This is a genomic window from Pseudomonas sp. HUK17, assembly GCF_001566765.1.
Genome location: NZ_LSMW01000003.1, coordinates 26,995 through 41,856, shown reverse-complemented (window position 1 = coordinate 41,856; position 14,862 = coordinate 26,995). Strand labels below are relative to the sequence as shown.

Here is a 14,862-nt window from a genome sequence, read left to right as displayed (position 1 = left end):
TTACTCCAGGCTGGCGCCATAGCCGAAGCCGGCAGCGGGCACCGCGGCGGTTTCCACCCAGACGCTCTTCACTTCGCTGTATTCGCGCAGGGCGTCGAGTCCCGAGGAGCGACCGTAGCCGCTCTCGCCGTAGCCGCCGAAAGGCGAGCTGACGTGGATGGTCTTGTAGCCGTTGACCCAGAAGGTACCGGCACGCACGCCACGGGCCACCCGGTGGGCGCGACCGACATCGCGGGTCCAGACCGCCCCGGCCAGACCGAAGCGGCTGTCGTTAGCGATGCGGATGGCGTCAGCCTCGTCCTTGAACGGGATAGCCACCACCACTGGCCCGAAGATCTCTTCCTGGGCGCAACTCAGGCCATTGTGGCCAGCCAGCACCGTGGGATTGACGTAGTAGCCGGTCCCGGCGGGCAGCGGTTCGACGCCATTGGCCACCAGTCGCGCGCCCTCGCCGAGGGCACCTTCCACCATGTTGCGCACATGGGCGAATTGCTTGGCGTTGTGGATCGGGCCGATCTGGGTCTCGGGATCGCTCGGATCTCCCACCTTGAACTGGCTGGCGGCGCGGGCCACCGCCTGGATGAAGCGCTCGTAGATGGATTCCTGCACCAGCAGCCGCGAACCGGACACGCAACTCTGACCGGCGCCGGAAAAGATCGCCGCCTGGGCGCCGCGTACGGCGAGGTCCAGGTCGGCGTCTTCGAAGACGATGTTGGCCGACTTGCCACCCAGCTCCAGCACCACCGGGATGCAGCGCTGGGCCGCGGCGGCGGCGATGTGCCGGCCGGTGGCCGGCGAGCCGACAAAGACCACCTTGCGGATGTCGGCGTGGGCGATCACCTGCTGGCCGACGGTATGGCCCTGGCCGGCGAGCACGTTGACCAGGCCCTTTGGCGCACCGGCGCGTTCCACCAGCACGCCCAGCAGCAGCGAGGTCACCGGAGTCAGCTCGGAAGGCTTGAGGATCACCGCGTTGCCGGCGGTGATGGCCGGGGCGATCTGCCAGCCACCGGTAAAGATGGGTGCGTTCCAGGGGGTGATCTGCAGCACCGTGCCCAGGGGTTCGTAGGTCACGTAGTTGAGGTGGCTGGTGGGCACCGGGATGACTTCGCCATGCAGCTTGTCGGCCCAGCCAGCGTAGTACTCGAACATCTCGGCGACCTTGAGCACCTCGACGCGGGCATCACGGATCGGTTTGTTGGCGGTCAGCGATTCCAGCTGCGCCAGGACCTCGGCCTCCTCGCGGACCAGGGCGCCAACCTTGTAGATGATGCGCCCGCGCGCCTGGGCGGTCAGGGCGCGCCATTCCTCGCGCGCCCGGCGGGCGGCGGTATCGGCGCGCTCGACCACGGCCAGGTCGGCATCGGGGTAGCTGTAGGCCGGGCTGTCGTCATGGGCGTTGCGCACGGTGATCCGCTCGCCGCTGCCATCGACGAAGGCGCCGTCCACAAAGCTTGCGACCTGCTGGCGGTCGCCCCAGAAGGGCTTGAGCAATTCCAGTGTCTTGGCGTTCATCATGATCATTCCCCCTTGCCGAACAGGTCTTCGCTGGTGCGTCGCGCGATGGCGCAGAAATCCTCGCCATCGGCCAGGGTCTCGGCGCTGGCCTTCCAGGCCTGGGCCGTGGCCGCGGCCAGCGGCAGGTCGAGGCCGAGTTCGGCGATGAGCTGCTGGGCCAGGCCCACGTCCTTGCGCATCAGGCCCATGGTGAAGCCGGAGTCATAGGCCTTGTTCAGCACCCAGGTAGGGAACATGCCCTGGCTGGCGGCACTGCGCCCGGAACCGGCATTGATGCCTTCGAGCAGCTTCTCCGGGGCGACGCCGGCACGGGCGGCCATGGTCACCGCCTCGGCGGTGGTGATCAGGTGCGCCGCGGCGAGCAGGTTGTTGGCGATCTTGGCGATGTTGCCGGCGCCCACGGCGCCGATGTGCACCCGGGTCGCGCTCATGGCTTCCAGCGCCGGCAGCGCCTTGGCCAGGGCCGCCTCGCTGCCGCCGATGACCATGGTCATGGTGCCGGCCGCGGCACCGGCGGGGCCGCCGGAGACCGGGGCATCGAGGAAATCGGCGCCGACCTCGGCGAAGGCCGCCGCTACCCGGCGGCTGGTCTCCGGGGTGGAGGTGGTGGTGTCGACCACCACGGTGCCCGGCCGTACGCGGCTGACCAGGCCCGCCTCGCCCAGGCATACGGCCTCGACGTGCTCGGCCTTGGGCAGCGACAGCACGATGACGTCGCTGCTGGCGGCCAGGGCCGCCAGATCGCCGGCGATGGCCACGCCCTGGGCAGCGACCCGCTCGCAGGCGGCGCTGGAGGGATCCAGCCCGGTGACGGCAACGCCCTTGCGCGCCAGGGTGATCGCCATGTTGCCGCCCATGTTGCCGAGTCCGATGACCCCGACCTGCCTGCCCATGCCTTGTTCCTCTTCTTCGAATGGGTGGTGACCGACCCGGTGGCCGGCCCCTTGCGATCGAGTATGGGAGGCCCAGGCATCACCACCAATACGGCATTCGGACTTTCATGTTGCGCAAAAGGCAACGGCGAAAGAGGGCACCAGCATCGTGCAAAGGCGCCGTCGGCGGGCACTGGCAAGCCCCAGGCTGGTGCAAGGCAACTGGCCGCAAAAGCCCGGTTTGGAGGCAAGAGGCCAGTCGCCATGCGCCTTGCCGAAGCCTGGCACAGTTCCTGATAAGCGCCCTGGCGGGCCAGCAGCCCAGCCCAACAACAGCGCACGTTCGCTTAGGAGCCTTTCGCATGAAGCGCCGCCCTCTACTGAAGACCACCCTCGCCGCCTCCGCCCTGCTCATGAGCGGCCTGTTCCCCTGGAGCGCCGCCCACGCCGCGGACACCATCAAGGTCGGCATCCTGCATTCGCTGTCCGGCACCATGGCCATCTCCGAGACCTCGCTCAAGGACATGGCGCTGATGACCATCGACGAGATCAACGCCAAGGGCGGCGTGCTGGGCAAGAAGCTGGAGCCCGTAGTGGTGGATCCGGCTTCCAACTGGCCACTGTTCGCCGAGAAGGCGCGCCAGCTGGTGACCCAGGACAAGGTCGCGGTCACCTTCGGCTGCTGGACCTCGGTCTCGCGCAAATCGGTCCTGCCGGTCTATGAAGAACTCAACGGTCTGCTGTTCTACCCGGTGCAGTACGAAGGCGAAGAGATGTCGCCCAACGTCTTCTACACCGGCGCGGCGCCAAACCAGCAGGCCATCCCGGCGGTGGAATACCTGATGAGTGAAGAAGGTGGCGGCGCCAAGCGCTTCTTCCTGCTGGGCACCGACTACGTCTATCCGCGCACCACCAACAAGATTCTCAGATCCTTCCTGCACAGCAAGGGCGTGCAGGACAAGGACATCGAAGAGGTCTACACCCCCTTCGGCCACAGCGATTACCAGACCATCGTCGCCAACATCAAGAAGTTCGCCGCCGGCGGCAAGACCGCGGTGGTCTCCACCATCAACGGCGACTCCAACGTGCCCTTCTACAAGGAACTGGGCAACCAGGGCCTGAAGGCCACCGACGTCCCCGTGGTGGCCTTCTCGGTGGGCGAGGAAGAACTGCGCGGCATCGACACCAAGCCGCTGGTGGGCCAACTGGCCGCCTGGAACTACTTCGAGTCGCTGGATAACCCGGTGAACAAGAAATTCGTCGAGGCCTGGAAGGCCTACGCCAAGGCCAAGAACCTGCCCAACTACCAGACCGCCGTGACTAACGACCCCATGGAAGCCACCTATATCGGCATCCACATGTGGGCCCAGGCAGTGGAAAAGGCCGGCAGCACCGATGTCGACAAGGTCCGCAAGGCCATGGCCGGCCAGACCTTCGCCGCACCGGACGGCTATACCGTGAAGATGGACGAGAAGAACCACCACCTGCACAAGCCGGTGATGATCGGCGAGGTCCAGGACGACGGTCAGTTCAACGTCGTCTGGCAGACCGAGGGCCCGGTCCGCGCTCAGCCCTGGAGCCCCTACATCCCCGGCAACGACAAGAAGTCCGACGAACCGGTGAAGAGCGGCAAGTAACGGCCAGCCCTCCCCCCCGGCCCCTCTCCCGGAGGGAGAGGGGCGCAAAACGCCGCCCAGCCTGCAGCTCTTACCCCCCCTCCCTCGGGGAGAGGGTTGGGGTGAGGGCAAAAGGCGTTCCGCAGCCAACAGGAAACACCCGCACCACCACCGCTCCGCTCCTCCCCCTCTCCCCCTGGGAGAGGGCCGGGGTGAGGGCTCGCCAGCGCACCCGGTCAGACCGCCAGGCGCCCGGCACCAGAAACGAGGCCACGCCCGCCCTCCCCCGGGAGACGTCGTGCAGGAGCCTTTACCCATCGACGAGGCCGAGTATGTCCCTACGCCTTTTTCTTCTGCCCCTGCTGTTGCTGCTCGTGGGCACCGCCCAGGCCGGTCCCGCCGCCGAGCTGGCCGCCGCCAGCGCCAACGACCAGGCCAAACTGCTGCAGGACTGGGCCGCCGCGCCTGATCCCGCCCAACTCCCGGTCCTCCAGGCGCTGCAGGACGGCCGCTTCTATGTCGACGAAGACAAGCGTCCCTTCTACAAGACCGGCGACAGCTACAGCGCCGCCGAAGGTGAGGCCACGGCGCCCACCGGCACGCCCAAGCAGATCCGCCTGAACAACCGCCTGCGCATCCTCATCGGCGCTGCCCAGGCCAGCGGCGGGCTGCTGTCCACGGATGCCGGCGTGCGCCTGGCCGCCGCCCAGGCCCTGCGCCAGGAGGCCAAGCCCGAGCAGCGTGCCTTCCTGGAAAAGCGCCTGCAGACCGAAGCGGACAAGGACGTGAAAGGCGCCCTTGCCGCCGCCCTGGCCAATCTGCAGCTGACCGATCCCGATCCCGCCGTGCGCCTGGCCGCGGTGCGGCTGCTCGGCGAATCCGGCGAGCCCCAGGCCAAGACCCGCCTGCAGGCCCTGCTCGATCCTGCGGTGGAAGCCAACGAAAACGTCCGCAAGGCCGCCGCCACCGGCCTTGCCCAGGTCGAGCGCAAGCTGCTGCTGGGCGACCTGCTCGGCCAGGCCTTCACCGGGTTGTCGCTGGGCTCCATCCTGCTGCTGGCCGCCCTGGGCCTGGCCATCACCTATGGCCTGCTCGGCGTCATCAACATGGCCCACGGCGAGATGCTGATGCTCGGTGCCTACAGCACCTATGTGGTGCAGCTGACCCTGCAGCGCCTCGCCCCCGAATGGCTGGCCTGGTATCCGCTGCTGGCACTGCCGGTGGCCTTCGCCGTCACTGCCGCCATCGGCATGGCGCTGGAACGCACCGTGATCCGCCATCTCTATGGCCGACCACTGGAAACCCTGCTGGCCACCTGGGGGATCAGCCTGATGCTGATCCAGGCGGTGCGGGTGCTGTTCGGCGCCCAGAACGTCGAGGTGGCCAACCCCGCCTGGCTGTCCGGCGGCATCCAGGTGCTGCCCAACCTGCTCCTGCCGTGGAACCGGGTGATCATCCTCGGCTTCGTGGTCTTCGTGCTGGTCCTGACCTGGGCCCTGCTGAACAAGACCCGGCTGGGCCTCAACGTGCGCGCCGTGACCCAGAATCGCAACATGGCCGCCTGCTGCGGCGTCCCCACCGGGCGCATCGACATGCTCGCCTTCGGCCTTGGCTCCGGCATCGCCGGCCTCGGTGGCGTGGCCCTGTCGCAGATCGGCAACGTCGGCCCGGACCTCGGCCAGAGCTACATCATCGACTCCTTCCTGGTGGTGGTGCTCGGTGGCGTCGGCCAATTGGCCGGCAGCGTACTGGCGGCCTTCGGCCTGGGCATCGTCAACAAGATCCTCGAACCCCAGATCGGCGCCGTGCTGGGCAAGATCCTCATCCTCGGCCTGATCATCCTGTTCATCCAGAAGCGGCCCCAGGGCCTGTTCGCCCTCAAGGGGAGGGTCATCGATTGAACCAGCCACTCGCGCTTACCGCTGTGCAGAAGGCCGGCCCGCGCCTGAGCCTGGCCGTGCTCGGCCTGGCCCTCGCCGTGCTGATCGCCCTACCGCTGCTGTCCCTGCTGCCGGCCGACAACCCCTTCCAGGTCTCGGCCTACACCCTGACCCTGGTGGGCAAGATCCTCTGCTACGCCATCGTCGCCCTGGCGCTGGACCTGGTCTGGGGCTATGCCGGGATGCTCTCCCTCGGCCACGGGCTGTTCTTCGCCCTCGGCGGCTACGCCATGGGCATGTACCTGATGCGCCAGGCCGCCGGCGACGGTCTGCCGCCGTTCATGAGCTTTCTCTCCTGGACCAGCTACCCCTGGTTCTGGGCCGGTACCGACCATTTCCTCTGGGCGCTGTGCCTGGCGGTGCTGGCCCCCGGCCTGCTGGCCCTGGCGTTCGGTTTCTTCGCCTTCCGCTCGAAGATCAAGGGCGTCTACTTCTCGATCATGACCCAGGCGCTGACCTTTGCCGGCATGCTGCTGTTCTTTCGCAACGAGACCGGCTTCGGCGGCAACAACGGCTTCACCGGCTTCACCACCCTGCTGGGCTTTCCGGTGGCCGCCCAGGGCACCCGCGCGGTGCTCTTCCTGCTCACCGTGGCCTTGCTGGTGGCCAGCCTCTGGCTGGGCTGGCGCCTGGCGCAGAGCAAGTTCGGCCGCATCCTCACGGCTATCCGTGACGCCGAGAACCGGGTGACCTTCTGCGGCTACGATCCGCGCGGCTTCAAGCTGTTCGTCTGGGTGCTCTCGGCGGTGCTCTGCGGCCTGGCCGGGGCGCTCTACGTACCCCAGGTGGGCATCATCAACCCCAGCGAGATGGCCCCGACCAACTCCATCGAAGCGGCCATCTGGGTCGCCCTCGGCGGACGCGGCAGCCTGATCGGCCCGGTACTCGGCGCCGGCATCGTCAACGGTGCCAAGAGCTGGTTCACCGTGGCCTTTCCCGAATACTGGCTGTTCTTTCTCGGCGCCCTGTTCATCGTCGTCACCCTCTACCTGCCGCGTGGCGTGATCGGCCTCATCAAGAAGGAGCGCGACGCATGAAAGCCGCCCCCATACCTCCTACCGCCGCGGAAGTGCTCGACCCTGGCATCGGCGCCGAAGCCAGCGGCCTCGGCCATCGCGCCGGTAAGGGCCTGGATACCCACCACGGCACCATCCTCAGCCTGGAAGGCATCGAGGTCAGCTTCGACGGATTCAAGGCTCTGCGCGACCTCAATCTCTACATCGGCGTCGGCGAATTGCGCTGCATCATCGGCCCCAACGGCGCCGGCAAGACCACCATGATGGACGTCATCACCGGCAAGACCCGCCCCGACCGCGGCAGCGCCTGGTTCGGCGAGACCCTGGACCTCACCCGCCTGCAACCGGTGGAGATCGCCCAGGCCGGCATCGGCCGTAAATTCCAGAAGCCCACGGTGTTCGAGGCCCTGACCGTCTGGGAAAACCTGGAGCTGGCGCAACGGACCGACAAATCGGTCTGGGCCAGCCTCAGGGCGCGGCTCTCCGGCACCCAGCGTGATCGCCTGGAGGAGGTGCTCGGCACCATCCGCCTGCAGGACTCCCGCGGCCGCACCGCCGGGCTGCTCTCCCACGGCCAGAAGCAATTCCTCGAGATCGGCATGCTGCTGGTGCAGGAGCCGCAACTGCTGCTGCTCGACGAACCCGTGGCCGGCATGACCGACGCCGAGACCGAATTCACCGCCGAGCTGTTCAAGTCGCTGGTGCCCCGGCACTCGCTGATGGTGGTGGAGCACGACATGGGCTTCGTCGGCAGCATCGCCGACCACGTCACCGTGCTGCACCAGGGTCACGTCCTCGCCGAAGGCTCGCTGGACCAGGTCCAGGCCAACGACCAGGTGATCGAGGTGTATCTGGGGCGCTAGCGCGCGGTCGCGCCCCTGCCCGTAGGTTGGGTTGAGACGGCTCCACCGTCGAAGCCCAACACCGATACGGACCGGGAGCGTTGGGCTTCGCTCCGCTCAACCCAACCTACGTCGGCAGGCCACCCGGCCTGCCAGAGACCAGACAACCGGCCGAGGCGCCCATGCTCCAGGTGAACGAACTCCATCAATACTACGGCGGCAGCCACATCCTGCGTGGTCTGTCCTTCGACGCCCCCATCGGCGAGGTCACCAGCCTGCTCGGCCGCAACGGCGTCGGCAAGACTACCCTGCTGCGCTGCCTCATGGGCCTGCTCCCGGCCAAGCGCGGCAGCGTCACCTGGGAAGGCCAGGACATCACCGCCCGCAAGCCGCACCAGCGGGTGCAATCCGGCATCGCCTACGTGCCCCAGGGTCGCGAGATCTTTCCGCGCCTGACCGTCGAGGAAAATCTGCTCATGGGCCTGTCGCGCTTTCCCGCCCGGGAGGCCCGCGAGGTGCCGGAGTCCATCTACGAACTCTTTCCGGTGCTCCGGCAGATGCGCCAGCGCCGTGGCGGCGACCTCTCCGGCGGCCAGCAACAGCAACTGGCCATCGGCCGCGCCCTGGCCAGCCGCCCGCGGCTGCTGATCCTCGACGAACCCACCGAGGGCATCCAGCCCTCGGTGATCAAGGAGATCGGCACCGTCATCGCCCACCTGGCCAAGCGTGGCGACATGGCCATTCTGCTGGTGGAGCAGTTCTACGACTTCGCCAGCGAACTGGCCGACGGCTACCTGGTGATGTCCCGCGGCGAGATCGTCCAGCGCGGTCGCGGCGCCGACATGGAGGCCGAAGGAGTGCGCGGACTGGTGGCGATCTAGGTCACCAGGGTCGATAATCGAACGCTTCCGGCGCAACACCCCGGCGGCGGATTGACGAAATTAACCATCTGGTACATTTTCTCTGCAACGCCGGGCGTTGGTCCGCCCGGCTAGACAACAACAGAGAGAACGCCATGTCCCGCCGCATCCTGGTCCTCAACGGCCCCAACCTCAATCTGCTCGGCACCCGCGAGCCCGCCACCTACGGCCACGAAACCCTGGCCGACGTCGCCCGGCTGTGTACCGAGACCGCCGCCGCCGAGGGTTACGAGGTGGACTTCCGCCAGACCAACCACGAGGGCGAATTGCTCGACTGGATCCACGCGGCCCGCGGCGCCTATGCCGGGGTGGTGATCAATCCCGCCGCCTGGACCCACACCTCGGTGGCCTTGCGCGACGCCCTGGTGGCCAGCGAGTTGCCGGTCTACGAGGTGCACCTGTCCAACGTGCATCGCCGCGAAGCCTTCCGTCATCATTCTTATGTCTCGGGCATCGCCGTCGGCGTCATCTGTGGCCTCGGCAGCCAGGGCTATCGCGCCGCCATCGCCGCCCTCATCGCCCACCAGGGAAACTAACGCCATGACCGCATCGAAATCCGTCCTCGCCGGCCTCATCGGCGCCGGCATCCAGGCTTCGCTGACGCCCGCCATGCACGAACGCGAAGGCGACGCCCAGGGCCTCAGATACCTCTATCGCCTGATCGACCTGGACGTGCTCGGCCTCACCGCCGACGCCCTGCCCGAACTGCTGCAGGCCGCCCAGCGCACCGGCTTCACCGGTCTCAACATCACCTTTCCCTGCAAGCAGGCGATCATCCCACTGCTCGACGACCTCTCCCCCGAGGCGCGCGGCATCGGCGCGGTGAACACTGTGGTCCTGGCCGACGGCCGCACCGTGGGCCACAACACCGACTGCCTGGGCTTCGCCGAAGGCTTCCGCCGCGGCCTGCCGGACGTGGCCAAGCGCCTGGTGGTGCAACTGGGTGCCGGTGGCGCCGGTAGCGCCGTGGCCCACGCCCTGCTCGCCGAGGGAGTGGACCAGCTGTTCATCTTCGACGTCGAGGCCGAGCGCGCCCAGGCGCTGGTAGACAACCTGACCCGCCACTTCGGCCCCGGTCGCGCCGCGGTCGGCACCGACCGGGCCGCCGCGGTCGCCGCTGCCGATGGCCTGGTCAACACCTCGCCGGTGGGCATGGCCAAGCTGCCCGGCATGCCACTGCCGGCCGAACTGCTGCACCCCGGCCTCTGGGTCGCCGAGATCATCTACTTCCCGCTGGAAACCGAACTGCTGCGCCAGGCCCGCGCCCTGGGCTGCCGCACCCTGGATGGCGGCACCATGGCCGTGTTCCAGGCGGTCAAGGCCTTCGAACTCTTCAGCGGCCGCAGCGCCGACGCCGACCGCATGCAGGCCCACTTCGCCGAATTGCGCGGGTAGCGCGGTTGATCGCGGCCATGGCGGTCCGCCGATGCGGCCGCTCCTACGGCACCTTCTTATCGCGGCCATGGGCCGCTCCTACAGAAACTTGGGGACTGTAGGAGCGGCCCATGGCCGCGATAAGTCCTGTGGCACGATCTACAACCACACCGCATCCCAAAACGGATAATCGCCCACCCTCCGCACCAATCCTGCCCTTACCGGATTGGCAACGATGTACCGCGCCACTGCCTGGAGGTCTTCTTCGGCTCTGAGAGCATGGTCATGATAGGCCGGCGCCCAGATTGCCCCTTGTGTCTTTCGGATAGCATTGATGCGGCGCGCACTCGCCGACTTCAAACGAAGAACCAACTCGCCCAGACTGAATCGCTCGCCGAGCGCTATCAGCCAATGCGCGTGATCTGGCATCAACACCCAGGCCAGCAACTGAGCGTCACCGAACAAACGATGGTCGTTGAAAGTACGGGCAGCCGTGCACGCCACGGGGAAGTTGGCGAACAGTGGTTGGCGCTGCACGGTGGTAGTGGTGAGGAGATACAGCTGGCCAGGCAAAGAAACCCGGCCCCTGCGTAGCGCCGCATGACGTGATGGCATCGCTCGTCCTTGAGAGATGAAAATCATTAAGAGCCATCGCGGCCATGGGCCGCTCCTACAAAAGCATCGCTCTCTGTAGGAGCGGCCCATGGCCGCGATCAAAGGATTTTACCGCGGCATGTTCGGCTGGCGCCGCGACTTCTTGCGCGGACCGCCCTTGGCGTAGCCGGCGGCCTGGCCTTCCTGGCCCTTGTCCCAGGCCTTGCTGCCATCGCTGGCGCGGGGCGGCAGGCCGGTGTGCTGGGTGAGGATGCGGCCAGCGCCGGTGCCGGCCTTCTTGCTGCCCACCGGGGTGGAGTTCTTGCGCCGCGCGCTCTGGTAACCGGTGTCGCCCACCGGCTGGGTGGCTGGGATCAGCTGGTGCTTGCCCGGCCCGATCAGGTCGGCGCGACCCATCTCCTTGAGCGCCTCGCGCAGCAGCGGCCAGCCCTTGGGATCGTGGTAGCGCAGGAAGGCCTTGTGCAGGCGGCGCTGCTGGTCGCTCTTGACGATGGTCACGCCGTCGCTCTTGTAGGTGACCTTGCGCAGCGGATTCTTGCCCGAGTGGTACATGGCCGTGGCGGTGGCCATCGGCGAGGGATAGAAGGCCTGGACCTGATCCGCACGGAAGCCGTTGCGCTTGAGCCACAGCGCGAGGTTCATCATGTCCTCGTCGGTGGTACCCGGGTGCGCGGCGATGAAGTAGGGGATCAGGTACTGCTCCTTGCCCGCCTCCTTGGTGTACTTCTCAAACATCTGCTTGAAGCGGTCATAGCTGCCGATGCCCGGCTTCATCATCTTGTCCAGCGGACCACGCTCGGTGTGCTCGGGCGCGATCTTCAGGTAGCCGCCGACATGGTGGGTGACCAGTTCCTTGACGTACTCGGGCGACTCCACGGCCAGGTCGTATCTCAGCCCCGAGGCGATCAGGATCTTCTTCACCCCCGGCAGCGCCCGCGCCTTGCGGTACAGCTCGATCAGCGAGGAGTGATCGGTGTTGAGGTTCTCGCAGATGCCAGGGAAGACGCACGACGGCTTGCGGCAGTGGCGCTCGATCTCCGGGTCCTTGCAGGCGATGCGGTACATGTTGGCGGTCGGCCCGCCCAGGTCCGAGACCACCCCGGTGAAGCCCGGCACCTTGTCGCGCATCTCCTCGATCTCGCGGATGATCGAGTCGTGGGAGCGATTCTGGATGATCCGGCCTTCGTGCTCGGTGATGGAGCAGAAGGTGCAGCCACCGAAGCAGCCGCGCATGATGTTGACCGAGAAGCGGATCATCTCGTAGGCCGGGATCTTTTCCTTGCCATAGGCCGGGTGCGGCACGCGCGCATAGGGCATGCCGAACACGTAGTCCATTTCCTCGGTGGTCATGGGGATGGGCGGTGGCGTGAACCAGACGTCCACCTCGCCATGCCGCTGCACCAGCGCGCGGGCGTTGCCCGGGTTGGTTTCCAGGTGCAGCACGCGGTTGGCGTGGGCATAGAGCACCGGGTCGTTGCGCACCTTCTCGAAGGACGGCAGGCGGATCACCGTCTTGTCGCGGGTCATGCGCGGGCTTTCCAGCAGCTGCACCACCTTGGCTTCGTTGGGATCCTCGACCTCACCTTTCGCCTGCTCGATGGCGCAGGCCTCGGTGTCCTGCGTATTCACGTAGGGATTGATGATCTTGTCGACGCGACCGGGACGGTCGATACGGGTCGAGTCGACCTCGAACCAGCCCGCGGGCGTGTCCCGCCGGATGAAGGCGGTACCGCGTACGTCGGTGATGGCCTCGACGCGCTCGCCACGCGACAGCCGCTGGGCGATCTCGACCACCGCCCGCTCGGCGTTGCCATAGAGCAGGATGTCGGCGGTGGCGTCCATCAGGATCGAGCGACGGACCTTGTCCTGCCAGTAGTCGTAGTGGGCGATCCGGCGCAGCGAGGCCTCGATGCCACCGAGCACGATCGGCACGTGGCTGTAGGCTTCCTTGCAGCGCTGGCTGTAGACCAGGCTGGCGCGATCCGGACGCTTGCCGGCGACGTTGCCCGGGGTATAGGCGTCGTCGGAACGGACCTTCTTGTCCGCGGTGTAGCGGTTGATCATCGAGTCCATGTTGCCCGCGGCCACACCGAAGAACAGATTCGGCTCGCCGAGCTTCATGAAGTCGTCCTTCGAATGCCAGTCCGGCTGGGCGATGATGCCCACGCGGAAGCCCTGGGCCTCCAGCAGCCGGCCGATGATGGCCATGCCAAAGGACGGGTGATCGACGTAGGCGTCCCCGGTGACGATGATGATGTCGCAGCTGTCCCAGCCGAGTTGCTCCATCTCCGCCCGACTCATGGGCAGGAAGGGTGCAGGACCAAAGCACTCGGCCCAGTATTTCGGATAGTCGAACAGCGGCGTGGCGGCTTGCATGGCAGCTTCCGGGAAAGGGGTGTTTTTGGGAGGGCGCGAAGAATAGCACAAAAAATGACCAGTTCAGCCCCCGGACATCGATTGCCTTTGGCTATCGACGGCAGCTCTGGACCCACCCTCAATGCCGCCTCCACCAGGAGTGCTACCATAGCGCCCCGCTCCTTCCTCACCACCGAGACACCCTCCTCCATGTCCCAGCCCCAACCCGCCGCCGGCCAGTTGCAGCGCGGCCTGAAGAATCGTCACATCCAGCTGATCGCCCTCGGCGGAGCCATCGGTACCGGTCTGTTCCTCGGCTCGGCCGGGGTGCTCAAGTCGGCCGGTCCGGCGATGATCCTCGGCTACGCCATCGCCGGCTTCATCGCCTTCCTGATCATGCGCCAGCTCGGCGAGATGATCGTCGAGGAACCCGTCGCCGGCTCCTTCAGCCACTTCGCCAGTCGTTACTGGGGTCGCTTCCCGGGCTTTCTCTCCGGCTGGAACTACTGGGTGCTCTATGTGCTGGTGGGCATGTCGGAACTCACCGCGGTGGGTAAGTACGTGCAGTACTGGTGGCCCGAGGTGCCGACCTGGGCCAGCGCCCTGGTGTTCTTCGTGCTGGTCAACCTGATCAACCTGTTCAACGTGAAGGCCTTCGGCGAGACCGAATTCTGGTTCGCGCTGATCAAGGTGGTGGCCATTCTCGGCATGATGGCCTTCGGGCTCTGGCTGCTGGTCAGTGGCAGCGGCGGTCCCGAGGCCTCGGTGAGCAATCTCTGGAGCCATGGCGGCTTCCTGCCCAACGGCTGGAGCGGCCTGTTCGCCGTGCTGGCGATCATCATGTTCTCCTTTGGCGGCCTGGAGCTGGTGGGCATCACCGCCGCCGAAGCCGACCAGCCGCGCACCGTGATTCCCAAGGCCATCAACCAGGTGGTCTGGCGCATCCTGATCTTCTATGTCGGCGCCCTGACCATCCTCTTGTCGCTGCACCCCTGGGACGAACTGGTGCGCAGCATCGGCGCCGGCGGTGACGACTATGCCGGCAGCCCCTTCGTGCAGACCTTCGCCCTGCTCGGCAGCGATACCGCCGCCCACCTGCTCAACTTCGTGGTGCTGACCGCGGCGCTGTCGGTCTACAACAGCGGCGTCTACTGCACCAGCCGCATGCTCTATGGCCTGGCCGAACAGGGCGACGCCCCGCGCGCCCTGCTGCGCACCAATCGTCGCGGCGTGCCCCTGCTGGGCATCGCGGTGTCCTCGGCGGTGACCCTGCTCTGCGTGGTGGTCAACTACCTGCTGCCGCAGAATGCCCTGGAGCTGCTGATGTCGCTGGTGGTGGCCTCGCTGGTGATCGCCTGGGCGCTGATCAGCCTGACCCACCTGAAATTCCGCGCCGCCCAGCGTCAAGCGGGGCGCACCTCGCACTTCCCGGCGTTCTGGTCGCCGGTCGCCAACTGGCTGTGCCTGGCCTTCGTCGGCATGATCCTGGTGCTGATGCTGCGCATCCCCGGCATCGCCGTCTCGGTCTACGCCATTCCGTTCTGGCTGGCCTTCCTGTTCCTCTGCTACAAGCTGCGCCGCGGCTGATCGCCCTCGCACCCGTAGATTGGGCTGAGATGGCTCCATCGTCGAAGCCCAACAGTCCGCGCACGACCTGACAATGTTGGGCTTCGCTGCGCTCAACCCAACCTACCGACCCGCGTAGGTTGGGCTGAGACGGCTCCTTCGTCGAAGCCCAACAGCCGCGTCACCACGTTGGGCTTCGCTGCGCTCTGCCCAACCTACCCCTCAAGA

Annotated in this window: 12 protein-coding genes; 8 read left to right on the top strand and 4 right to left on the bottom strand. The window is 66.8% G+C overall.

The window, feature by feature from the left end; translation table 11 throughout:
- A complete protein-coding gene (locus tag AX284_RS01710; RefSeq protein ID WP_153015300.1) occupies positions 1 to 1,518 on the bottom strand; it encodes an aldehyde dehydrogenase family protein in 1,518 nt (505 codons plus the stop codon).
- Positions 1,519 to 1,520: 2 nt separating this feature from the next.
- Positions 1,521 to 2,411 (bottom strand): NAD(P)-dependent oxidoreductase, encoded by an 891-nt coding sequence (locus AX284_RS01705; RefSeq protein ID WP_059316370.1) that lies wholly within the window; start codon positions 2,409 to 2,411, stop codon positions 1,521 to 1,523.
- Positions 2,412 to 2,752: 341 nt separating this feature from the next.
- Between AX284_RS01705 and urtA the strand changes: the two genes are divergently transcribed.
- The 7 genes from urtA (at position 2,753) to AX284_RS01670 (ending at position 10,119) form a co-directional block, all read left to right on the top strand.
- Positions 2,753 to 4,027, top strand: coding sequence for an urea ABC transporter substrate-binding protein (urtA, locus tag AX284_RS01700; RefSeq protein ID WP_017642930.1), 1,275 nt, complete (start codon positions 2,753 to 2,755; stop codon positions 4,025 to 4,027).
- A gap of 311 nt (positions 4,028 to 4,338) precedes the next feature.
- Positions 4,339 to 5,907 carry an urea ABC transporter permease subunit UrtB gene (urtB, locus tag AX284_RS01695; protein WP_068383235.1) on the top strand — a complete coding sequence of 523 codons (1,569 nt, stop codon included), beginning with the start codon at positions 4,339 to 4,341 and terminating at the stop codon, positions 5,905 to 5,907.
- Positions 5,904 to 6,983 carry an urea ABC transporter permease subunit UrtC gene (gene urtC / locus AX284_RS01690; RefSeq protein WP_068383233.1) on the top strand — a complete coding sequence of 360 codons (1,080 nt, stop codon included), beginning with the start codon at positions 5,904 to 5,906 and terminating at the stop codon, positions 6,981 to 6,983. The genes urtB and urtC overlap by 4 nt, the downstream gene beginning before the upstream one ends.
- The gene (urtD, locus tag AX284_RS01685; RefSeq protein ID WP_068383232.1) at positions 6,980 to 7,825 is read left to right on the top strand and encodes an urea ABC transporter ATP-binding protein UrtD; all 846 of its coding nucleotides are present in this window, start codon (positions 6,980 to 6,982) and stop codon (positions 7,823 to 7,825) included. The genes urtC and urtD overlap by 4 nt, the downstream gene beginning before the upstream one ends.
- Before the next feature lie 161 nt (positions 7,826 to 7,986).
- Positions 7,987 to 8,685 (top strand): urea ABC transporter ATP-binding subunit UrtE, encoded by a 699-nt coding sequence (gene urtE, locus AX284_RS01680; RefSeq protein WP_068383230.1) that lies wholly within the window; start codon positions 7,987 to 7,989, stop codon positions 8,683 to 8,685.
- A gap of 134 nt (positions 8,686 to 8,819) precedes the next feature.
- Complete coding sequence (gene aroQ, locus AX284_RS01675; protein WP_017642925.1) at positions 8,820 to 9,260, top strand: type II 3-dehydroquinate dehydratase; 441 nt, start codon at positions 8,820 to 8,822, stop codon at positions 9,258 to 9,260.
- Positions 9,261 to 9,264: 4 nt separating this feature from the next.
- Complete coding sequence (locus tag AX284_RS01670; protein ID WP_068383228.1) at positions 9,265 to 10,119, top strand: shikimate dehydrogenase; 855 nt, start codon at positions 9,265 to 9,267, stop codon at positions 10,117 to 10,119.
- Positions 10,120 to 10,257: 138 nt separating this feature from the next.
- On the opposite strand, the gene AX284_RS01665 is transcribed toward AX284_RS01670, so the two are convergent.
- Together AX284_RS01665 and AX284_RS01660 are read right to left on the bottom strand one after the other, a co-directional pair.
- A complete protein-coding gene (locus AX284_RS01665) occupies positions 10,258 to 10,713 on the bottom strand; it encodes an REP-associated tyrosine transposase (RefSeq protein ID WP_068383226.1) in 456 nt (151 codons plus the stop codon).
- Between the two features lie 108 nt (positions 10,714 to 10,821).
- Positions 10,822 to 13,089 carry a YgiQ family radical SAM protein gene (locus tag AX284_RS01660; RefSeq protein ID WP_068383224.1) on the bottom strand — a complete coding sequence of 756 codons (2,268 nt, stop codon included), beginning with the start codon at positions 13,087 to 13,089 and terminating at the stop codon, positions 10,822 to 10,824.
- A 189-nt stretch (positions 13,090 to 13,278) separates the two neighbouring features.
- Between AX284_RS01660 and AX284_RS01655 the strand changes: the two genes are divergently transcribed.
- Positions 13,279 to 14,655, top strand: coding sequence for an amino acid permease (locus AX284_RS01655; RefSeq protein ID WP_017642922.1), 1,377 nt, complete (start codon positions 13,279 to 13,281; stop codon positions 14,653 to 14,655).
- Positions 14,656 to 14,862: the final 207 nt, after the last annotated feature.

Coding starts and splice junctions, on each gene's coding strand:
- urtA (WP_017642930.1), top strand. CDS start 2,753: ATGAAGCGCCGCCCTCTACTGAAGACCACCCTCGCCGCCTCCGCCCTG.
- urtE (WP_068383230.1), top strand. CDS start 7,987: ATGCTCCAGGTGAACGAACTCCATCAATACTACGGCGGCAGCCACATC.
- AX284_RS01665 (WP_068383226.1), bottom strand. CDS start 10,713: ATGCCATCACGTCATGCGGCGCTACGCAGGGGCCGGGTTTCTTTGCCT.
- AX284_RS01655 (WP_017642922.1), top strand. CDS start 13,279: ATGTCCCAGCCCCAACCCGCCGCCGGCCAGTTGCAGCGCGGCCTGAAG.
- AX284_RS01705 (WP_059316370.1), bottom strand. CDS start 2,411: ATGGGCAGGCAGGTCGGGGTCATCGGACTCGGCAACATGGGCGGCAAC.
- AX284_RS01660 (WP_068383224.1), bottom strand. CDS start 13,089: ATGCAAGCCGCCACGCCGCTGTTCGACTATCCGAAATACTGGGCCGAG.
- AX284_RS01710 (WP_153015300.1), bottom strand. CDS start 1,518: ATGATGAACGCCAAGACACTGGAATTGCTCAAGCCCTTCTGGGGCGAC.
- urtB (WP_068383235.1), top strand. CDS start 4,339: ATGTCCCTACGCCTTTTTCTTCTGCCCCTGCTGTTGCTGCTCGTGGGC.
- AX284_RS01670 (WP_068383228.1), top strand. CDS start 9,265: ATGACCGCATCGAAATCCGTCCTCGCCGGCCTCATCGGCGCCGGCATC.
- aroQ (WP_017642925.1), top strand. CDS start 8,820: ATGTCCCGCCGCATCCTGGTCCTCAACGGCCCCAACCTCAATCTGCTC.
- urtD (WP_068383232.1), top strand. CDS start 6,980: ATGAAAGCCGCCCCCATACCTCCTACCGCCGCGGAAGTGCTCGACCCT.